The 21,339-nt window shown below is 69.2% G+C and carries 17 protein-coding genes and 3 pseudogenes; 2 read left to right on the top strand and 18 right to left on the bottom strand.

Translation table 11 applies throughout. The features are described 5' to 3' along the window. Positions 1-172: 172 nt before the first annotated feature. The 18 genes and pseudogenes from ABZ881_RS29665 to istA all read right to left on the bottom strand — a co-directional run. A pseudogene (locus tag ABZ881_RS29665) lies at positions 173-898 on the bottom strand (ISAs1 family transposase); the annotation flags it as partial. Positions 899-1,235: 337 nt separating this feature from the next. Next, positions 1,236-1,892 carry a GntR family transcriptional regulator gene (locus tag ABZ881_RS29660; RefSeq protein WP_358489163.1) on the bottom strand — a complete coding sequence of 219 codons (657 nt, stop codon included), beginning with the start codon at positions 1,890-1,892 and terminating at the stop codon, positions 1,236-1,238. A 177-nt stretch (positions 1,893-2,069) separates the two neighbouring features. After that, complete coding sequence (locus tag ABZ881_RS29655) at positions 2,070-3,692, bottom strand: FAD-dependent monooxygenase (RefSeq protein WP_358489161.1); 1,623 nt, start codon at positions 3,690-3,692, stop codon at positions 2,070-2,072. Between the two features lie 280 nt (positions 3,693-3,972). Continuing rightward, positions 3,973-5,067 (bottom strand): Zn-dependent alcohol dehydrogenase, encoded by a 1,095-nt coding sequence (locus ABZ881_RS29650; RefSeq protein WP_358489159.1) that lies wholly within the window; start codon positions 5,065-5,067, stop codon positions 3,973-3,975. Between the two features lie 28 nt (positions 5,068-5,095). After that, positions 5,096-6,583 (bottom strand): aldehyde dehydrogenase family protein, encoded by a 1,488-nt coding sequence (locus tag ABZ881_RS29645; protein ID WP_358489157.1) that lies wholly within the window; start codon positions 6,581-6,583, stop codon positions 5,096-5,098. Further along, positions 6,580-7,191: a carboxymuconolactone decarboxylase family protein gene (locus ABZ881_RS29640; RefSeq protein WP_358489153.1), complete on the bottom strand. Its 612-nt coding sequence runs from the start codon at positions 7,189-7,191 to the stop codon at positions 6,580-6,582. Before ABZ881_RS29640 ends, ABZ881_RS29645 begins: the two co-directional genes overlap by 4 nt. 34 nt (positions 7,192-7,225) lie before the next feature. Then, a complete protein-coding gene (locus tag ABZ881_RS29635) occupies positions 7,226-7,828 on the bottom strand; it encodes a VOC family protein (protein ID WP_358489150.1) in 603 nt (200 codons plus the stop codon). A gap of 91 nt (positions 7,829-7,919) precedes the next feature. Continuing rightward, the gene (locus ABZ881_RS29630; RefSeq protein ID WP_358489180.1) at positions 7,920-9,101 is read right to left on the bottom strand and encodes an acyl-CoA dehydrogenase family protein; all 1,182 of its coding nucleotides are present in this window, start codon (positions 9,099-9,101) and stop codon (positions 7,920-7,922) included. Between the two features lie 53 nt (positions 9,102-9,154). Beyond that, complete coding sequence (locus ABZ881_RS29625) at positions 9,155-10,549, bottom strand: aldehyde dehydrogenase family protein (protein WP_358489149.1); 1,395 nt, start codon at positions 10,547-10,549, stop codon at positions 9,155-9,157. 248 nt (positions 10,550-10,797) lie between these two features. Further along, complete coding sequence (locus ABZ881_RS29620) at positions 10,798-11,154, bottom strand: antibiotic biosynthesis monooxygenase (RefSeq protein ID WP_358489147.1); 357 nt, start codon at positions 11,152-11,154, stop codon at positions 10,798-10,800. A gap of 340 nt (positions 11,155-11,494) precedes the next feature. Beyond that, positions 11,495-12,697, bottom strand: coding sequence for a CoA transferase (locus tag ABZ881_RS29615; protein ID WP_358489144.1), 1,203 nt, complete (start codon positions 12,695-12,697; stop codon positions 11,495-11,497). Positions 12,698-12,719: 22 nt separating this feature from the next. Continuing rightward, positions 12,720-13,640 (bottom strand): SMP-30/gluconolactonase/LRE family protein, encoded by a 921-nt coding sequence (locus ABZ881_RS29610; protein WP_358489142.1) that lies wholly within the window; start codon positions 13,638-13,640, stop codon positions 12,720-12,722. Then, positions 13,640-14,557, bottom strand: coding sequence for an NAD(P)-dependent oxidoreductase (locus ABZ881_RS29605; protein WP_358489140.1), 918 nt, complete (start codon positions 14,555-14,557; stop codon positions 13,640-13,642). The genes ABZ881_RS29610 and ABZ881_RS29605 overlap by 1 nt, the downstream gene beginning before the upstream one ends. Beyond that, positions 14,554-14,952, bottom strand: a complete 399-nt coding sequence (locus ABZ881_RS29600) for a carboxymuconolactone decarboxylase family protein (RefSeq protein ID WP_358489139.1) — start codon at positions 14,950-14,952, stop codon at positions 14,554-14,556. The genes ABZ881_RS29605 and ABZ881_RS29600 overlap by 4 nt, the downstream gene beginning before the upstream one ends. A 67-nt stretch (positions 14,953-15,019) precedes the next feature. Next, entirely contained in the window at positions 15,020-15,334 is a 315-nt protein-coding gene (locus ABZ881_RS29595) for an antibiotic biosynthesis monooxygenase (RefSeq protein ID WP_358489137.1), read from the bottom strand. Then, positions 15,334-17,202, bottom strand: coding sequence for an NAD(P)/FAD-dependent oxidoreductase (locus tag ABZ881_RS29590; protein ID WP_358489134.1), 1,869 nt, complete (start codon positions 17,200-17,202; stop codon positions 15,334-15,336). The genes ABZ881_RS29595 and ABZ881_RS29590 overlap by 1 nt, the downstream gene beginning before the upstream one ends. Positions 17,203-17,506: 304 nt before the next feature. Beyond that, positions 17,507-18,382, bottom strand: a complete 876-nt coding sequence (istB, locus tag ABZ881_RS29585) for an IS21-like element helper ATPase IstB (RefSeq protein ID WP_358489133.1) — start codon at positions 18,380-18,382, stop codon at positions 17,507-17,509. Then, complete coding sequence (istA, locus tag ABZ881_RS29580) at positions 18,379-19,677, bottom strand: IS21 family transposase (RefSeq protein WP_358489130.1); 1,299 nt, start codon at positions 19,675-19,677, stop codon at positions 18,379-18,381. The genes istB and istA overlap by 4 nt, the downstream gene beginning before the upstream one ends. Before the next feature lie 209 nt (positions 19,678-19,886). Between istA and ABZ881_RS29575 the strand changes: the two are divergent. Further along, positions 19,887-20,984 (top strand): annotated as a pseudogene (locus tag ABZ881_RS29575) (IS481 family transposase); the annotation flags it as partial. Positions 20,985-21,048: 64 nt separating this feature from the next. Next, positions 21,049-21,157, top strand: a pseudogene (locus ABZ881_RS29570) (alcohol dehydrogenase); the annotation flags it as partial. Positions 21,158-21,339 lie beyond the last annotated feature (182 nt).

The raw sequence follows: 21,339 nt of genomic DNA, 5'->3' as shown, positions 1-21,339 counted from the left end.
ACGTCGCGTACCCAGTGCAGCCCGTTCTCGATCTGCCAGTGGCCACGGACCCAGGCGGCGAGCTCGTCGGGACGGGCCTGGTGCGGCCCAAGTCGGTGATGGCGTAGACGGTCTCGGTGCGCCACCGGCCGAGCCGCGCGCTGACGGGGCGGGTCTTGCGGGTGATCTGCAGTACCTGGGCAGCGTGCGGGAACTCGATCCCGGCCGCGATGGTGACGACCTTGATGGTGCGTATCTCCCGACGCCCGTGCGCGGTCTCGGCGCTGCGATGGTCGGGCTCAGTCCCGCGCCAGGGCAGCCCGGCGAGTTGGCGGCGCAGCCGGGGCTGGTCGCCCTTGACCGTGAGTACCCAGTGCGCGCCCCGGGCACGCAGGTCGGTGACGTGCTCGCGCTGGGTGTGCAGCGCGTCCACGGTGATCACCACGCCGGTCAGGTCGAAACTGGTCAGGGTGTCGAGCAGCGGAGTGAACGCGGTGATCTCGTTGGTCTTGCCCGCGACCTCGACCTGGCCGAGCACGACCCGGGTCTGTTGGTCGAGCATCGAGAGCAGATGACGAGCAGGGCCATCACCGCGCGAGCCGCGCACGGTCATGCCGTCCACGGCCAGTACCCGGCGCCGCCCGACCGGCGCGGTCGCCGCGCACAGGCGCTGGACGAACCCGCCGATCACCGCGTCGAACCGCTCGGCGTCCACCCGGCCCAGGATCCGGCGGATCGTCGACTCCGACGGACATCGGTCCTCGGTCCCGAGCGCGGCAGCCATATCCGCCGGCAGGTCCGTGACCCACTCGGCGACCGCGACGAACGACCGCGCTCCGGCCGCGACCGCGCACACCGCGGCCGTCAGCACCACGACCAGCCCGTGCCGGACCCCACGACGCTTGCGCGGATCGACCACCCCGACCAGCGCATCGGCCAGTCTCGGCGCCAGCGCACCGGATCGGGTAGCTCCACCCCGCCCACCTGGTCGGCGACGGCAGCGATCGACAATGATGCAGACGCGGGCACGTGTCGTCGCAGCTCAGCGCCCACTCGCCGCGACTTTGCCGACCCCCTGGGGCCTCACCGCTGATGGTGACACAGACCCGGCGGCCACGCCGCTCTTTCAGCGGGCCGCGGGTGCGCGTCAGCCGCTCGACCGTACGGGTGGGATGCCGTGGGGTGGAGCTGGGCCGGCCCCAGCGGGCGCCCTCGACACCGTAGCTCCCGGCGTTGCAGCCTCCCGAGCCGACCGATCAGCTCGACTGCGCAACGCCCCGTCGAAGGAACGACGTCCGCCTGACGACACGAAGAAGGGCGGTCTCGGAGCTTGCTCTGTGCTCGGCGGCGACCTGCTCGTATCGGTCCGTATCGCCCGCTTCGAGGGCTGTGAGTAGCTGTTCGTGCTCCCGCAGGACTTTGTCGCGAGTCTGACGGTCATACAGATAGGTGGAGTGGTACGGCATGGACAGGTCCCACAGCTGAGCTAACATGTCGATCATCAGTGTGGATCCGGTCAGTGCGAACATCTCGAAGTGGAACGTGCGGTTGAGCAGCGTCATCCCGCCGACGTCCTCCCGTTCACTGAGGAGAGCCATTTGCTCGTTCAGGCCGGTGAGGTCGGCCAGGTGCTTCTCGTCGACCTCGGGCAACGGACGCATGAGGTCATCCTCGATGAGCCTGCGAAGCCGGTAGATCTGCACCAGCTCGGCCTCCTCGAGACGAGAGACGGCGAACCCGGAGTTCATCGTGTGCTTGAGCAACCCGACTGTCGCCAATGCCTTGAGCGCCTCACGGACCGGGACCCTGCTGACGCCGAACTGTTCGGCGAGCGCATCCTGTCGGATGCGCTCACCGGGCATGAGGCGGCCCTCAATGATTGCGCTCCGCAGCTCGCTCACGATCGCGGCCACCGTGTCCTCGCGTCCGGCCCCCGGCGGAGGGCTTGTGTTGCTCCGTACCACCTGAACCCCCTCATGCCCCACTTCGCCCGCAACGACGGAGCGTTCGCATCGTCTGGTGGCAAGCCTCCCACGTCGTGCTCAGCCTCGTCGTGGCGCCGCCCACCCCAGCATTGCCCGCCACGGTCCTCAGGGAGCTCCCCGCACGACATCCACCAACCTGTCCGCCCGCATCGGCAGGGACTCCGACCGCCAAGCGACCTGGCCATCCGGCCGGACCAGCACCAACGCGGTCTCGTACAGCTTCGCCACGTCCGGATCAGTGATCGTGACGGTCTGCAGGGGCATTCCCGCCGCCGCCGCCGCCGATTCGATCGGCGTCACGTCGACGTCGGAGAAACGCAGCAGGACGAAATCGCGGCCGAACAGGTCCAGGGTCGAACGGCCGTCCACCAGCCAGGCGTGCGGGGCGCGGTGGCCGGGGCGGGCCGTGGGGACATAGTCCGACGGGTCGTCCGGTGGCGGGGGCGTGCCATCCGGAAGCACGATCGGCGAGTCCTCATAGCGGTAGCCTAGGTCAATGCCCAGGGAGCTCCACTCGCTGTGCAGCGAAGACGTGAGCCGGTCCCCGACCTGCCGGCGACACGCCTCCCCCGCCGGACCGGGATCGAGGATGTCGGCGTAGCCGGAGTTGTCCACCCACTCCTGGTAATTCGTCGTGGAGCTGGCCGAGTTGCGGATGGCGACGGGCCGACGCTCCCGGTCGTACGCATCGAGCAACACCTCGCCACCCCATCCGGCGAGCAATGCCTCCAGCATCCAGCCGAGGTCACTGACGTCCCCAATGCCGGTGTTCATCCCGTGTCCGCCGGTGGGCGAGGTGGTGTGCGCGGAGTCGCCGGCGAGCAACACCCGACCGACCCGGAACGTCGAAGCCGCGCACGCGCTGCGCCGCCACGGCACCGTCCGCTGGATCTCGAACGGGATGTCCTCCCGCCCGATGGCCCGGCGGATCGCAGCGGTCATGTCGACAGTCGCCGGGTCGAGCCGCTCCTGCGAGCCGACGACCGTGATGCGCCATACGTGCCGCCCGTCGACCGAGGTGAACACGCACCAGGCGCCCTCCTCGGACAGCAGGATGTATCGCTCGCCGTGCTGGTTGTGCTCGGGCAGCCGCAGGTCCGGCGCGGTGAGCACGGCGCTGAGCGAGAAGTCCAACATCCGGCCCTCGAACGGTACGCCGAGCGCGCGACGCACCGTACTCCCGGCCCCGTCGCACGCCACGAGATAGCGAGCTCGCAGAGTCGTGAGCCCACCGTCCGACTGGCGGATCGTCGCGGTGACTCCCCGGTCGTCCTGCTCGATCCCCTCGACGATGCAGCTATAGCGAACGTCGGTGAGTCCCCGCTCCTTCACCACCCGGGCGAGCAAGGGGTCGAACTCGTACTGCGGGCAGCGCTGCCGCTTCTCCGGGCTGGAGTCCGGCGGTACCCGGTCGTTGGCCGACGGAATCACGGTGCGGCCGACGAAGTACCCGTGGAGCGCGGTGGCGTAGACCGTGTCGCCAGGATGGTCGGGGGGAAATCCGACCTCCTCGACGCGGTCGACGATTCCCCACCTCCGACACATCTCCATCGTCCGTTCATGTAGCCCGTTGGCCTTCGCCAACAGCTCCACAGCGGTGCCCGCGTCCCGCTCGACGAGCGTGCTTCGAACGCCCCGCCACGCGAGATCCAGCGCCGTCGCCAGCCCGACCGGGCCACCGCCGACGATCAGCACCGGCGTGTCGACGGTGTCGACGTCAGCCGCCATTCCTACCATCCTCCCGATCGGGCATCGCCCGTCTGCTCGTGATCTAGACGCGCCCGGCCAAGGGCGGACAACGAGGTGGGGCGGTCGCTCCGCGGACGGCCGATACCAGCGTCCGGTCGTGGCCGTGGTGCACGTCGCACGGTCGGCGTCATGCCGGCAACGACCTCCAGCGGATCACGGAGCGCGGCCAGCGACAGATCCGAGTCCGCTGGCGCGGAGGCCGGAGCAGATCGTCCTCGACTACTCTGCTCCGCACCGATGGCCGCCCGCGATCGCCGCGCTACTCGAAGACGATCAGGCTCCGGGCGACGGAGCCCCGCTCCAACGCAGCGAAGCCATCGTTGACCTCGTCAAGGCCGATCCGCTTGGACACCAGATCGTCGAGGTTCAACCTGCCCTGCAGGTACAGGTCGACCAACCGCGGGATGTCGTAACGGAAGCTGTTGCTTCCCATGCTGGAGCCCTGCAGCCGCTTCTCGGCCATCCAGAGGTCGGAGGCCGGGAGGGAAACGTTCTGGCCGGCCGGGATCAGTCCGATGACCGTGGCGGTGCCGCCCCGGGTAAGCATCGCGAAGGACTGCTCGGCGGTCACTGTGAGCCCGATGGCCTCGAAGGCGTACTCGACACCACCGCCGGTGAGGTCCTTGACCGTTTCCACCGCGTCGCAATTGGAGGCATCGACCACATCCGTAGCGCCGAACCGCGTCGCGAGCTCCAGCTTGGACTCGAGCAGGTCGACGGCGATGACCCGGGATGCACCGGCGAGCGCCGCACCCTGGATCACGTTCAGACCGACGCCGCCCGCACCGATCACCGCAACGGTCGCGCCGGCCGGCACCTTCGCAGTGTTGATCACCGCACCGACGCCGGTGATTGTGGCGCACCCGAGGAGGGCGGCCTGCTCGAGTGGCATGTCGGGGCGGATCTTCACCAGCGCGTGCTCGTGGACCACCATCGCCTCCGCGAACGCCCCGAGCTGCCCGCCTTGTTGCACTCCACCGGCCACCGTCTGGACTCGCGGCGGGTCCGCCGGACCCACGCGAACGCTCGGCTCGCGGCACAGATGCGGGCGGCCGGTGACGCAATAGTCACACTCGCCGCAGAACACCGACAGGCAGCCCACGACGTGGTCGCCCGGCTTGAGATAGGTGACCCCGGAGCCGACTGCCTCGACCACGCCTGCGGCCTCGTGACCAAGTATGATCGGAAGTGGCGGCACGTACTTGCCCTGCATCCAGTGCAGGTCGCTGTGGCACAGACCCGATGCCACGGTGCGGACCAGCACCTCATTCGGGCCAGGGTCGACGAAGTCGACGTCCTCGATCTTCAGACTGCCCGGACATTCGCGGAGTATTGCTGCGCGAGCTGTCACCACGACGGTCTCCTCTCAGGTATGCGGCGACTCAGAGCCGCACGATGACGGACTTCGTCTCCAGGTAGGCGTCGACGCCGGCCTCGCCGTACTCGCGGCCCCAGCCGGACTGTCTGAAGCCGCCGAACGGCATCGCCGGCTCCAGCGGGGCACCGCCGTTCACTTGCACGGTCCCGGCGTGGATCAGCTCTGCCAGACGGTGCACGCGGCTCACGTCGCGAGTCCAGACATAGGCAGCGAGCCCGTAGGTCGTGTCGTTACCGAGCGCGGCGACCTGTTCGAGGTCATCGTCGTCGAACGGCACGGCGCACACGACCGGGCCGAAGATCTCCTCGCGCATCACGCGCATCTCCGGCCGAGCATCGGCCACGACGGTCGGGCGCAGGAAATAGCCCTCCCCGCCGACGCGGTCACCGCCGCGGATGACCTCGGCGCCCTCCTCACGGCCCAGCTCGATGTATCGGGAGACCCGGTCCAGCTGAGTCTGCGACACAAGGGGCCCCAGCTGGCTGTCCGGGTCGAGACCTGGGCCGACGCGCAGGCTGTCGGCGACCGCACCCACGCCCTCGACGACCTGATCGAACACCTTGCGGTGCACGAACAGCCGCGAACCAGCGACGCACACCTGACCGGAGTTGGCGAACGCCGCCATCGCCGCCCCGGGGACGGCCTTCTGCATGTCGGCATCGGGGAACACGAAGGTCGGCGACTTTCCGCCGAGCTCGAGCGTGAGCCGCTTCAGGTTGCCCGCCGAGGAGCGGATGATGTTCTTGCCGGTAGCGGTGGAGCCGGTGAACGAGATCTTGTCCACGCCGTCGTGGTCGACCAGTGCCTGGCCCGCAACGGCACCGAGGCCGGGCAGGACGTTGAGTACACCGGGAGGGAGATCCGCCGCGGCGGTCAGCTCGGCGAGCTTGAGCGCGGACAGCGGGGTGAGTTCGGCAGGCTTGAGTACCACGGTGCAGCCCGCAGCGAGCGCCTGGGAGATCTTCGCAACCTCCATGACGAACGGGAAGTTCCACGGCGTGATGGCCGCGACGACGCCGATGGGCTGCTTGACCGTATAGGCGAAGGTGTCCGCCATGGTCAGGTTGTGCAGGTCACCGGCGATCTTGCCGCACCACCCTGCGAAGTAGCGCAGGTTCTCCACCGCGATCCGGACGGCACGAGCCGCCGCGGTCAGCGGCATCCCGTTGTCGAGGGTCTCGAGCAGCGCGATCTCATCGCTCGCAGCCTCGACGGCGTCCGCGAGGCGCAGCATCGCTCGCATCCGGTCGATGGGCGCTAGTCGTCGCCACGGGCCCTCGAATGCCGTGCGGGCGGCACTCACCGCGCGATCGACATCCGTGGCGTCCGCGGCCTGAACCTTCGCCACGATCGCGCCGGAGGCGGGATCGACGACGTCGATCACCTCACCCGAGGCGGCCTGGACCCACTCCCCGCCGATGAACAGCGGGTGCACCCGCGAGAGGAACTCGTCGACGGCGCGGGGGCGGGTGGATTCGCTGACGGTGCTCATTCTTCTCCTCGCTCCGGCGCCGGCACCTCTGCCACCGCCTCGGGTCGATCGTCGAACTCCAGTCGCAGCGCCCGGGAGAGCACCGCCGACATGTCATACGTGCAGGTGATGAAGGTGAACTCGAGGATCTCGACGTCCGACAGGTGTCCACGGAGCTGCTCGAAGCGCTGGTCGGGGACCCTCCCTCCGGCGAGCACGAGATCATCAGCGTAGGCCAGCACGATCCGCTCGAGTTCGGTGAAGATGGTGCTGGTCTGCCAGTACGGGACCGCAGCGATCTTGTCCTCCGCGAGGCCCGCCTCGCGAGCGACCTTGCAGTGCTGGGAGAACACGAACTGCGATCCGCGAGCCCACCCGGCCCGTAGGATGCCGAGCTCGCGTAGATGCGGGGCGAGTGCCCGCTCGGGACTCTTCTGCCACTCGTGCCGGCTCTCCAACAGCCGGAAGATCCCCGGCTCGAGAGCCATGACCGTCCACCAGTCGCCCGGTGAGCCGGTCGCGGTGCCCGGCTCGATCGCGGGATCGCGGTCCCCGAACACCCGCTGAAGTACCTGCTGGACGTCGTCCGCTTCGATCTCCGAGCGCTTCGCGGGCTCTAGTCGTGACACGTCTGCCTCCACTGCCTCGAGGTGCGAACCAGGACTAACGCTGGTCGGCCGACTCGTTCGACCACGGCTCGTGGTCGTTGGGCCATGCGTCCCACGCCGGGAGCCAGGCATTGACCTCCAGTTGGACGCCGTCCGGGTCGGAGAAGTAGACGGAGTCCATCAGACATCCCGGCTCGGGTTTGGTGTAACCGTTGATCGTGCGCACCTCGCGCCATTCGGGATCCGCGTAGCGGGTGGAGTGCCGGTACTCGATTCCGGCTTCCCCCAGCTTGTCGCAGCAGTCCTCGATCCTCTCCGGGGCGACCCGAAGGTTGACGTGGTGCATCGCGGCGATCTTGATCGCCCGCGGGTTCACCCCCTCCGGTCGGTTCTCGACGACCTTGGGGGCGTTCTGGTATCCGTCCTTCCAGTAGAAGAACGCGATATGGGCGTTGGGGTTCTCGCCACCGACACCGAAGAAGAAGTGCTGTCCCATCGGGACGGTCTCGCCCTCGGCGTTCTCACCCATGTACTCGATCGTGTGCAACACGGGCATGCCCAGAGTGCCGTGATAGAAGTCATAGGTCTGCTTCATGTCGCTGCAGCCCAGCGCCACGTGGTCCAGACCCTGGAAATCGAACCTGTCGTTCGCGGCCATGGAGCCTCCTTGCTAAGAATTGGGTACATAGTGAGCGTATAGCTCATATTGAGCACATTATGTTCTTAGTCTACTGCGGCGAACGCTGGGGTCAACTCTCACCCGTGCCTGTCCGCTGAGGGAACCGCTGAGCGAGATACTCGGAGGCGATACGTACCCGCTGCATGTTCAACGTGCCCCCGGCGAGGGCCCACCCATGCGAGTCACGATGCATGCGCTCGACCTCGTACTCTGCCGAGTAGCCGTATCCACCGTGCAGCTGGATGGCCAGGTCGGAGACCGACTTCGCCATGAGGTTCGCCGAGTACTTCGCCACCGACGCATCGAGTGCGTTCGGAGCACCACGGCCGGCCTTCTCCGCTGCAGCTCGGATCAGCAGTCGTGCGGCAGACACCTGGGTGACCATGTCCGCGATGGCCCCCTGCACAAGCTGGAAGTCCGCGATCGGTCGGCCGAACTGCACTCGCGTCTTGACGTGGGCGACCGACCGATCGAGCGCCGCCTGCCCGATCGCGAGTGCCATCGTTGCGTTGCCGAGCCGCTCGATCGAGAAGACACGGAACAGCTCAGCGAAGCCTCCTGCCCCGACGATCAGGTTGGACAGCGGAACTCGGACGTCGTCGAAGAACATGTCCGCCGAGCCGATGCCGTGGAAACCCATCAAGGATTCCTGAGGTCCGAACGTCAGCCCCGGTACGTCCTTGTGAACGATGACGGCTCCGATCCCGGAGGCACCGCGAGCATCGGAGATGCGTACGTAGACCAGGTACTGTTCGGCGTGGCCCGCACCGGAGCACCAGCGTTTCGCGCCATTGATGACCACGACGTCACCCTCGACGCGGGCCTTCGTGCTCAGATCGGTCGCTGCGGACCCGGCCTCGGCCTCCGAGATGGAGACCGCGATGGTCTGCTCACCCGCCACCACGGGCGGGAGCAGGTTTGTGCGCTGCTCTTCGGTACCGAGGAGGTCGATGACCCTCGCCGGACCGGTGCATGCCTCGAAGACCGGCCAGGCAGCCACCGGACTGACCTTCGCGAGCTCCTCCAAGGCCACCAGTGCGTCGACGAGTGGCCGGCCGGATCCACCTACCTCCTCCGAGAGCGTCATGCCCAGCAGACCGAGCTCCCCGAGGCGCCGACGCTCGGCGGGTGGCAGCGGCTCGCACTGCTCGTCCCAGGTCCGCGCCCGCGGCGCATAGACGTCCGCTGCGAGCTCGGAGACCATCGACTGCAGATCGAGTTGCGCCTGATCGTATGAGGTGACCGACTTGATGACGATCTCTCCTTCATGGAGTGGAGGATCCAGACGGCTGTCGCCGGACCGGATCAGACCCCGAGGTACACGGACTTGGTCCAGGAATAGAAGTCCAGCGCACCCAGGCCCTGCTCCCGGTAGGTGTTGCTGGACGACGCCTTGATCCCTCCGAACGGAACGTTGAGATCAAGCCCGGTTGTCGGGCGATTGACTTTCACCACGCCGGCCTCTGCGTGCCCGACGAAGTGCTGTGCCGCCCTCAGGTCGTTGGTGACGATCCCGGCGCTGAGCCCGTACGCGACGTCGTTGGCCACGGCGATCGCCTCGTCGAGGTCCTCGACGGTCATCACCGCGAGGAGCGGGCCGAAGACCTCTTCCTGGGCGAGGGTGTTCTTCCGCCCCACCCCGGTGACGACCATCGCGTGTTCGAAGAGCCCGACGGGCTCCTCGTATCCACACACGAGCTGGTTGCCCTCCGCGAGGGCTGTCGAGAGGAACTCCCGATGGGTCGTGAGCTGGCCGGCACTGACCACCGGCCCCATCGTGGTGGCCGGGTTCAGCCCGTCGCCGGGTTGGAAGCGGGCGGCCGCCCTCACCAGGTTCTCCGTCAGGGCGTGGCGCACCCCTGGCGTGACGATCACCCGGCTGGTCGCAGTGCACGCCTGCCCGGTCAGCCCGAACGCGCCTGCCGAGGCGATGTCCGCGGCAACCGCGGGATCGGCGTCGTCCAGTACGACCAGTGGGTTCTTACCGCCCATCTCCAGCTGCACCCGGCAGTTGCGCTGCGCCGCCACCGCGGCGATCCGTGCTCCGACCGCACTAGACCCTGTGAAGCTCACCGCAGAGACGTCGGGGTCCGCAACGATCGCTTCCCCCACCACGCTTCCGCTGCCGAACACCACGTTCAGCACCCCACTAGGCAGCCCCGCCGCACTGAGGCAGTCCGCGAGGTGCCATACCGACAACGGGGTCAGCTGCGCCGGCTTGACCACGACCGCGTTCCCCACCGCGAGGGCGGGAGCGATCTTCCAGGTCGGGATCGCGAGCGGGAAGTTCCACGGGGTGATGACCCCGACCACGCCGAGTGGCTCGCGGCGGGTGTAAACGTGTGTGCCCGGAGCTGAGGACGGCAGCGTCTCGCCGTCTGCCTGCCAGCAGGCTGAGCCGAAGAATCGCAGCACGTTCGCTGCCCGATGCACCTCCCCCGTGGCCTCAGCGAGCGTCTTGCCTTCCTCGCGGACCAGGTCGGTGGCCACGAGGTCCGCTCGGGAGGCCAGAATCTCACCGGCCCGCATGAGCACCGCTCCGCGCTCGGGCCCGGTGCGGGCGGCCCAGGCGCGCTGCGCGGCCGTCGCGCTCACGACGGCGTCCGCGGCCGTGGCCGCATCACCAGCCGGGGTCACGCTGACCAGTTCATCGGGGCGGGCAGGGTTGAAACGCTCCCGGCTGACCTCTCCGAGCTGCACTCCGTCGACGACATGACCGATCTCCCGGGGCGCCCGCGCAGTCATCGTCCGACCCCGACCAGCTCGGGGAATCCCGGGGCACCACGGGCCGGTGCACCTCCCCGTGGTGCGGTGCTCCCCGGGTGGTCGTCAGGACTCCAGGTCGGCTCGTCCGCATCCGCGTCGGTCCGTCGCGGGGCTCCCGGGAACCCGTTGGTCCCTCGATCCGCAGCCCTTGCGGCTGCACACGCATCGCTCACCGGTGCCCCTCAGCTGGCCGGGACACCGAGCTGCCGACGGGGCACCGCTTGGGTCACCGTCGGGGGCTCGGCAAGCGTTTCCGCGAGGGCGGCGCGTAACCGGGCAGTCGCCTCGCTGCCGGAATGCGCGGCGTGCGCCTCGTCGTCCGCGTACAGCTCGTAGACCCAGAGCACGTGCGGCGCGTCCCGCTCGACGTGGGTGACGTAGACCAGTGTGCCCGGCTCCCCCGCGGCCGCGGCCGATGCGTCGTCCAGTGCTGCGAGAAGCGGCTCCACGGCGTCCTGCTTCGCCACGAAGCGGGCGACCTGCGCAACTTGTCCCATCCGTCCCACCTCTTCCTGATTGCCTATCAAGAGTGAATACATTTTCAGTCTACACTTCGTTGCCTTGCTTGAGCGAGACCCGCTCGGGGGCGAGATCGTTCGACAGACGGGCAGGCGTCCGATGACGCCGAGCAACTGATGCACCCGCTGACGGCGGTGCCCGCGACCGGAACCGACCGCGTCGGAAGAGGCGCGCTGCGCTACGCCTCCGTGGGCATCACCGGGGTCCGCTCGCGCCCGCGGGAGTCCGCCGCCGGTCGCCCCGCCCGCTCCGACGTCACTGCCGAGAGCTACCGGCTCGAGTCCTTCCTCACGGGCGGCCGGGTCGCGCACGCCCGCCGTCCTCCGTGGGACGGAGCAGATCGCCTCCCCGCTCGGCGACCTACTCCGTCCCAGCGACACCGCTCCGTCCGGGACCACCGGTCTCGCCGGCCAGGCTGTGTGGAGTGCCGAGCCACTCCCGGATCTCCGGTCCGTGGCTGTCCAGCGCCGGCGCCGCCGACGTCGGCCGGGGGGTGGTCTCGCTCATGAAGAAGGGTGCACGGACGTGGTCCACGCCGTCGATAGACCACACGGCCTCGAGCTGCAGGCGCGCGGCCAGTGAGAAGGCGGCCCCCACATCGTTGACGACCGTCGCGGGAACCCCGGCGAGCTGCAGCAGGTCGACGATCTGCTCCCTGCCCATTGACGCCAGCGGTGCGCCGAGCAGCTCGCGCAGCTCCTCGCGGTTCGCGACACGTGCCGTGTTGGTCGCGAAGCGCTCGTCCGCGGCCAGCCGCCCGAGGCCCAGCGCGATGCACAGGCCGCGGAACTGCCGCTCGGTCCCCGCCGCGATCACCACATCGCCGTCTGCGGCCCGGTAGACCTCGTAGGGCGCCACGCTCGGATGGGCGTTGCCCAGCCGGCCCGGCACGCTGCCGGCCATGGTGAAACCTGCCGCTTGGTTGACCAGTGCCGACAGCGCGCTGGAGAGCAGGTTGGCCTCCACCAGCTGGCCGCGACCGAGCCGGTGGCGGGCGCCCAGTGCCGCAAGGGTGGCGAACCCGCCGTAGAGCCCGCACAGGACGTCCACCACGGCCGCGCCCACCTTGGTGGGCGGGCCGTCGGAGTCCCCGGTGATGGACATCAGTCCGCTCGCAGCCTGCGCCACCAGGTCGAAGCCGGGCAGCTCGGCGCCGGCCGGCTGCGAACCGAACCCGGTGAGCGAGCAGTACACGACGCCCGGGTTGGTGCGGGAGACCGTCTCGTAGTCCAGACCGAACGCGCGCATCCGCTTCGGCAGCAGGTTCTCCACCAGCACGTCCGCCCGGCGGGCGAGCTCGGCGGCGAGCTCGCGATCTGCGGGGTCCCGCAGGTTCAGCACGACCGACTTCTTGTTGCGGTTGGCACTCTGGAAGTAGGTGCTCTCACCGTCCCGCCATGGCGGGCCCCAGGTTCGGGTCTGATCCCCTTCCGGTGACTCGACCTTGATGACCGTGGCGCCCAGGTCCCCGAGCAACATGGTCATGTACGGCCCGGCCAACACCCGGGAGAAGTCTGCCACGAGGAGCCCGTCAAGAGCCCCGCTTCCCGGCCCCGCAGTCATCGAGCGTCCTCCGTGCGCATTGTCAGCGTCCCCCATGTGAGTAGAGCTCCGTCCCGGGTGTCGGCAGGCGGGCGACGAGGACGCTGCCGGACTCGGCCTCGGTGAGGTACAGCGACCGCCCGTCCGGGCCGCCGTAGGCCACGTTGGTCACGCCCTTGCCCTCGGTCGAACGCACCGAGCCGGCCAACAGCCCATCGCTGTCGACCAGCCAGACCCGGCCGGATCCGAACTGTGCGATCGCGAGCCCACCGTCAGCCGAGACGGCCAGGCCGTCCGGTCCTCCCGTGCCGCCCCCGGAGTAGACGTGCACGCCCACCTTTCCGAGTCCGCCGCCAGGCCGAAGCGGAAGCCGGTACACACAGTTCGCCCTGGTCACCGCGACATACAGCATTGCCCCGTCCGGGCTCAGCGCCATCCCGTTCGGGCTGGCGATACCCTCCATCAGGACCTCGACGTCCCCGTTCGCGCCCAGTCGGAACACCCGGCCGACGGGGTCGCGCAGGTCGCTCTGTCCCTGGTCGGAGAAGTAGAGCGCGCCATCCGGACCGAACACGAGGTCGCTGAGCCCACGGAAGGGCTCGAGCCGGTGCCCGGCGAGAACGGTCTCGATCTTCCCCGAGTCCGGGACTATCCGCAGCAGGCCCTTCGCGTAGTCCGCGACGAACAATCCACCGTCGCGGTCCACTGCCAGGCCGTTCGGCCGCCCGTCGTACTCCACGAGGACGTCGACCTCACCGGCCGGGTCGATCCGGAAGATCCGCTGATGGGCCAGGTCGGACACGTATAGCGTGCCTGCCCGGTCGAACGCCGGGCCCTCCAGGAACGAACCGATCTCGGGCCGTCCCAGCACGGCGAGGGCCCACTCCGAGGGCCTCGGCGCCGCCCACCGTGCCGGGATCCGGGCGAAGCGCGCCGCCGTGACCGATGCCGTGGACGCGGCCATCATCGGGTGCTCCCGTCCGGGCGTCGGCTCACCGCGACGCGCGCCCCGGCCAGCTCCTCGTACGCGCCGATCAGCTCATTGACGTCGGCATCCGGCCCGAAGCGCTCCAGGAACACCTCCGCTCGGGCGAGCACCTCGGCACCGAGCCCGAGGCCGGGAAGCCGCGGACCCGTCATCCCGACCGCCAGCCCGACGTCCTTGGTCATCAGCCCGAGTGAGAAGCCCTGGACGAGGTCCCCATCGAACAAGTGCCGCGGCATCGTCACCTGGGTCGCGTAGCTGCGCCCCGACGACATGTTCACGACCTCAATGAAGGTCTGCGGGTTCACGCCTTCCGCCGCGACGACTGCCGCCGCCTCGAACGCGAGCATCCGGTGCGCGGCGGCGAGCAGGTTGTTGAGTGCCTTGACGCAGTGCCCGCTGCCCACCGGGCCAACGTGACGAACGTTGGGGGACAGGATCTCCAGAACCGGCCGCGCCCGCTCCACATCGACCATCGCACCGCCAATCATGATCGCGATCGAGCCAGCGGCCGCAGCCTGCGGCCCGCCGCTCACCGGCGCGTCGACCAGGGCGTGGCCCGCCTCGCGCGCCGCCTCGGCGAGCCGACGGGTCGCGGCCGGATCGCCACTGGTGCAGTCCACGACCAGGCCGCCCGAACCCAGCGTGGCGAGGATCCCGCCCGGGCCGGTCAGGAGCCCCTCGACGTGCCTGGAGGTGGGCAGACAGGTGAGCACGACCGACGCCCGTTGGGCGACCTCGGCAGCGGACGAGGCCGCCTGAGCCCCAGCGGCCACCAGCTCATCGCGCCGGCCCGGTTCGGTGTCGAACACCACGAGCGAGTACTGCCCGGCCAGTCGCCGGGCCAACGCCCCGCCCATCGCGCCGAGGCCGATGAAGCCGACCTCCCCGATCATGTCGCAGTCTCGTTCCGCGCGGCGAACACGTTCTCCGCCACAGCCATCGCGTTCAACGCCGCCGGGAATCCGCCGTACATCGCCATCTGCCGCACGACCTCGGCGACCTCCTCCTCGGTGACGCCTACATTGAGTGCCCCGCCGATGTGGGCGGCGAGCTGTTGCTCGCGGCCCAGCACGGTCAGCGCCGCCACGGTGCACAGCGAGCGCTCCCGCAGGGGGAGAACCTCGGAGGCGTAGACCGTGCCGAAGACGACGTCGTCCGCGAGGCGCAGCAGCTCACGCCGGTACCCCTCGGAGGCCCTTATGCGGGAGGCCTCGTACCGCTCGTCACCGAAGAGTGCGCGGGCGACCCGCTCCCCCGTCTCGGTCGCGCCGGCCCCGTGCGCGCTCACGACGTCCAGTCCGCGGCCGGACGGCGTCGGCGATCGGTGTGGTCCGCGGGGCCTGGCATACCGATGCTCATGCGCCCGGCAACCCGAACTCGTGGTGCACCGCGCCCCGGGTCACCGTCAACGGCTCGTCGAGCAGCTCCCCCACCGCAGCCCGCAGCGCCGCCGTGGCCTGACTCCCCGAATGTGACCGCTGCGCCTGCTCACTCTCATAGAGCTCGTACATCCATACCACGTTGGGATCGTCGGGCTGCACGTGGATCGCGTAGACCTGGGTCCCGGGCTCGGACTCGGCGGCGAGGAACGCCTCCTCGAGGGCCTCGACGACCTCTGTGCCGCGACCGGGCTTCGCTGAGAACCGGGCGAACTGGGCGATACGACTCATCACACGATCTCCTTCTCGGCCGCTCCGGCGGGGTCCGGGAGGACCTCCCAGACGTCGACGAGGTCGCGGTCGCGCAACACGCCGCGGGGAGCGTCCGCGGGGCGGACCAGATCCAGAGCGCCGGTGAGGCACGCCCTGAGCTGCAGAGCGAGATACCGGGAGAAGATCCGACTCTGCGCCAGGCTGCCCGCGGTGAACCACAACCCGGGCTGACCGGTCCGCCGCCACATGTTGCGCAGCTCGCCCTCGTCGTCGAAGCCCCACACGGCGCCGGCGCGCTCCGCGGTCTCCGGGCCGAACAGCCGAGCGACGAGCTCCTGCTGGCCCTTGTAGCCGGTCGCCAGGATGACGACGTCCACATGCTCGTGCCCGCCGTCGGAGAGCCGGACTCCTGCCGCGTCGAAGCCCTCGATCTCGGACGTACGACGGAGCCGAACCTTCCCGTCGACGATCAGGCCCGAGCAGCCGACGTCCAGGTAGTAGCCGCCGCCGGTGCGCATGTACTTCATCTGGAACCCGGTGGCGTCCGAGCCGCTGTCGAGCTGGAAGCCGACTGCGCGGAGCCCATCGAGCAGCTCGCGGTCCTGCTCGGCGAGCTCGCGAGTGAGCAGCTGGTAGCCGTGGCGCATGACCGGGTACGGCGTGGCGATGTTGATCAGGTCCGTCACCTCGGTCGGCAGGCCCTCGCGGTAGAGGTTGTACACCCGCCCCGCCGCATGCGGCCCGACGCTGACCACGGTCGTCGGCCCGTGCTGGACCAGCGTCACCTCGGCGCCGCGGCTGTACAGGTCCTGGGCCACGTCGTGGCCACTTGTCCCGGTGCCGACGACCAGCACCCGCCGGCCCTGGTAGTCCGAGCCGTTCTCGAACGCGCTCGAGTGCAGCACCTCTCCGCCGAACTCCTCGATCCCCGGCAGCGCGGGGACATACGGGATCCCGCTGACGCCCACCGCCATGACGACATGCTTTGGTCGCAGCTCGCGCACCGTGCCGTCCGTCCGACGGACCTGTACAGCCCACTCCCCGACGGCGTCGTCGTACTGCCCGCCAAGGAACTCGGTGCCGGTCCAGACGTTCAGCTCCATGAAGGTCGCGTACGCCTCGAAAAAGGCGGCGAGCATGTCCTTCGGAATGTACGTCGGCCAGGTGGCGGGGAACTCCATGAACGGCAGGTGGTTTGCCCACACCTCGTTGTGCAACACGAGGGAGTGGTAGCGCTTGCGCCAGTTGTCGCCGACACGCTCGATCCGGTCCACCACCAGCGCGTCGACCCCGAGGTGGCGCAGCCGCGCGGCGACGCCAAGGCCCGCCTGCCCCGCCCCGACGACGAGCACCTCCGGCTCCCGGTCGTCGTACCGCTCGGCGGCACGCCGCTGGTCCAGCCAGTTCGGCCCCGCGAAGTCGCGGTGATACCGCTCTGTCGGGCCTCCCGGTGCCGCCCCGGGTGGCGTGGGTACAGCCTCGACGTCCAAGTCCTGCAGGGCGGTGAACACCGTCCAGCCCCAGGGCTCGGCGCCCGGCTCCGACACCAACCGCACGACACCGGCACCTCCGCCCTCAGACGTGGCGAACTCGAACACGGCTTCCAGCGCCTCGCGCCCGGCGCGCACCACGCGCCGCACCGGAACGTCTGCGCGCAGCCGCAGCTCGGAGATCCGCCTCGCCGGCAACGTGGCGTGCAGACCCTCCTCGATCTGCTCGATCCCATAGAAGGTGTGCAGGTCCCAGGTCAAGGCGAGGATGTCGCGCCAGTACGCGTCCGGCAGCAGCAGCTCGCGGAGCCCGGCAGCCGATCCGGCTCTCAGCGCCTCCGACGCCCGGGAGAGCCAGTGCTCGACGAGAACCCGGTCCTCGGTCCTCTCGTCCACGGTCAAAGCAACCTCCATCGGTCTGCGGGAACTGCCTAACAATAATTTATTCAGAACTGAAGTCAAGATTGCCCTCACCCCGCACGCCCTCCGGGTGCGCGTACAAGTCGACTCACGGGTCCGCGACGTCGCAGGTCTTCGCCGCCGGGAGGCCACTGCGCCGATCGCGGTCCTCGCCCACGGACACGTTCGGCTGCAATCGGCTCGCCCACGGCATCGCCGAGCGCCGGATCCCCGCCCGTGTCAACGGCGCCTGAAAACTGAGCAGAAGTCGACGCCTGAAAAGTCACCACCCAGGCCTGGCTCAGTCGGTGGCGCGGTCCTTGACGAGGAGCTCGCGGCGGGCGCGGGTGCGGTAGGACTCCCCGGACAGGGTCAGCACTTCGGCGTGGTGGACCAGGCGGTCGATCATGGCTGCGGCGACGACGTCGTCGGAGAAGGTCTCGCCCCAGCGGCCGAAGGGCAGGTTGCTGGTGACCATGACGCTGGCTTGTTCGTAGCGGGAGGCGATGAGCCGGAAGAACAGGTTCGCTGCGTCCTGGTCGAACGGGATGTAGCCCACTTCGTCGATGATGATCAGCCGGTAGCGGCGGATCTTCTTCAGCTCGGCCTCGAGGGTGCCGGTGTGATGGGCGGCGGCGAGGCGGGTGATCCAGTTGGAGGCGGTGTCGAACAGGACCGAGTGTCCGGCCTGGGCGGCTTTGACCCCGATCCCGATCGCGAGGTGCGTCTTCCCGATCCCGGGTGGTCCGAGCAGGATCACGTTCTCCGCTTTCGACACGAACGTGCCCGTGGCCAGGTGCGCGAGCAGATCGCGGCGTAGTGAGGGCAGGTGGTCGAGGTTGAAGTCCTCCAGGGTTTTGACCTGCGGAAAGTGCGCGGTGCGGATCCGCATGGTGGTGCCGGCGGCTTCGCGGTCGGCGACCTGGCGGGCCAGTAGCGCGGCGAGGAACTCCTCGTGGGACCAGTTCTGATCGCGGGCCTGCTCGGCGAGTTGTTCCCAACAGGCCGCGATCGTGGGGACCTTCAGCACCCGGGTCAGGTAGGCCAGCTGCGCCGGCAGCCCATCCGAGCTGGTCGCCTTGGTGGTCGTCTTCGTCGTTCCGGTCGCAGTTGGGACCGGTGTGGTGGGCGGACCGGTGGTCGGGGTGGATCCGATGGATCCGTTGCGGGAGCTCATGACGGGATGTCCTCCGATGCGTCGTGCACGGCCGGCCCGGCCGGTGTGGGGTCGAACTCGACGCCGAACAAGGCGTCGTAGTCGGGCAGCGCCCGCAGGACGACGGTGTGGCCGTCGGTGTGGTGGCGGGTCTGACGATCGACACTGCGCTGATGGGCCCGGCGGCGTTCGTGGAACTCGTGGCGCAGCTCTTTAGCGGTGGCGGCGTGGGCCCGGTCGGTGATCACACCCTGCTTGGCCCAGGACCGCTCGTGACGGGCCACGACCTGGCCGTCGCAGAACACCGTGACGTGGGCCAGGGAGGCAGTGACGTCGAGGTAGCGGCCGATGCAGCGCGGGTCCACGGAGTAGTCGCTGGTGTCGACACGGACGTAGTAGTCCCGTCCCAGCCGCACTCGAGTGTTGAGCCCGATCGGTGGGTCCATCGGGGGCAGCGGCAGCATCGCGGCGTAGTCGACCTCGAGCAGGTCCACCGGCCGGGCGCGCACCGACCGGACCCGGCGGGTGTTCGCGCGGCGGGTCAGCCAGTCATCGAGCTGGGCGTTGAAATCTTGTGGCCCTGTGAAGCGGCGTCCGGGCAGGAACGAGGTCTCCAGATAGCCGTTGCCGCGCTCGACGACCCCTTTGAACTCCGGGTCATGGCGCGGCGCCAACCGGATCCGGGTGGCCAGGGTCCCGGCGAACGCCGCCGCCGGCCCGGTGACGCGCCCGCTGCCGCCGATCCCGGCCTCCCGATCCCAGACCAGCATCTTCGTCACCCGCCCGACCCCGGCGATGAGCTGCCACATCCCGGAGAGCAGGTCCCCGGTCTGGCGCGAGGGCAGCATCACCCCGGACAGGAACCGCGAGTGGCCCTGGGCCATCACCAACACCGGTAGCTTGCGGGCCTGACCCGCCCCGACCGGGATCGCGACGTCGGGGAACCACAGGTCGCACTGGGTGATCTCGCCCGGCTCATAGATCGTGCGGTCAGCCGGGTCGACGCCGACGTACTCAGGTCGGATCTTCCGGATCCGGTCCTTGAGGATGGTCAACGAGTGCGGCCACTCGATCCGCTCGGCGATCACCGTGGCCGGCATGCGTGGGAACTCCACCAACAACGCCCGCACCCGCGGCTCAACAGCATCGACCAACGAGCCCCGCGCCGGACGCTGATACTTCGGAGGCCGGTCCGAGCTCAACGCCGACCGCACCGTGTTCCGGGAGATCTGCAGCCGACGAGCGATCTCACTGATCGACACGCCCTCAGCCCGATGCAGCCGGCGGATCTCCGCCCAGTCCTCCACCTTGATCACCCCCTCACGATCTCGAAGGGGTGGTCACTTTTCAGCCGCCGACACCTGTCCAGTCTTCACCCGTCGTCGACAGCCCGGACCGTCAACCGCGACAACCCCGGGCTTGGCCCTGTCCTACAGCAACGGGCCTGTCAATGTGAGGGCTCAGGAGATGCTTGACTGAACGTCGTCAAGTGATCATCGACCAGTGGTTATGTTCATGATCGTCTCTGGTTGTGGATCAAGAGGCTCTGGCTGAGTACCGCTACCGGGCGGTGAGCGAGGTGCTTGGTGGGTCACCGATCGGCGAGGTGGCGGCCAGGTTCGGCACGTCGCGCCAGTCGGTGGACAACTGGAGGAGGCGCTTCCGGGCGGAAGGAATGCCCGGGCTGGCCGACCGTTCCCATCGTCCGCACCACAGCCCGACGCGGATCGCCGCGGACGTGGAGGCTCTGGTCTGCGAGCTGCGCCGTCGTCACCCGAGGTGGGGTGCACGACGGATCAGCCACGAGCTCGCCCGCACCGGCGAGGTGGCGGCCCCGTCACGGGCGAGCGTGCACCGGATCCTGGTGCGCAACGGGCTGGTCGCCACGCAGCTCCAGGAGCACAAGCGGGTCTACCGGCGCTGGGAACGCGCTGAGCCGATGCACCTGTGGCAACTCGACATCGTCGGCGGGGTGCCGCTCGCGGACGGCCGCTCCTGCAAGCTGCTCACCGGCATCGACGACCACTCCCGGTTCATCGTGGCCGCCGCGGTGTTGACGGTGCCGTCCGGGCGGGCGGTCTGCGAGGCGTTCACCGCGGCCATGCGCCGCTACGGAATCCCGTCGGAGGTGTTGACCGACAACGGAAAACAGTTCACCGGCCGCCACACCCGCCCGCAGCCGGTCGAGGTGCGCTTCGAGCGGATCTGCCGCCACAACGGGATCACCGCCAGGCTGACCAAGCCCCGCTCGCCCACCACCACGGGAAAGATCGAGCGCTTCCACAAGACGCTACGCACCGAGTTCCTCGATCACGTCGCCCCGTTCGAGTCCGCGGCCGCCGCCCAGGCGGCGATCGACGGATGGGTGGCCGGCTACAACGCCCACCGGCCCCACCAGGCCATCGACATGGCCGTCCCAGCCTCCCCGTTCCGACCCAACGGACCCTCCCGGCTTGACGTCGAGGTCATCGAGGCCGTCCCGCTCGAGCCGTCTGCAGCCGAGGTGGCCGCCGGGTCGGCCCTGACGCCGACCCCTGCAAGTGAGCCGTGGTGGCACGACCAACGCGAGGGCGCAGCGATCGAGTTCGAGGCCCGAGTGCCTCCCGGCGCGCAGATCACCATTCGCACCGGACGCCAGAGCGTGTCGGTCCCACGCGGCCTGGCCGGTACGGGTACCGAAATTTCGAGCCAAGGTGGAGCCCGGGTCGTCGGTCGCGGTGATCGGCTGTGGCGGGGTGGGCCTGTCGGCCATCCAGGGCGCAGGCCGCCGGGGCGACGACGATCGTCGCGGTCGATCCGGTGGCTTTCAAGCGTGAGTCGGCCCTAAGCCTTGGACACCGCCGGATGCACCCGGGCGTTCCTCGCCCACATCCGCAGCCTGCGCCAACAGGCCGTGGCCTGCGAGTTCTCGGTGGGATGGGCGATCACCGACCGCGAACGCGGCGCCATCGCCGCGGTCCCGAACAAGGTGTGGGCTG

Origin of the sequence: Pseudonocardia sp. NPDC046786 (assembly GCF_040645415.1) — a bacterium.
GTDB lineage: Bacteria > Actinomycetota > Actinomycetes > Mycobacteriales > Pseudonocardiaceae > Pseudonocardia > Pseudonocardia kongjuensis.
Note: the sequence above shows the minus strand (reverse complement) of the source record. Positions and strands in the feature narration are given on the sequence as shown.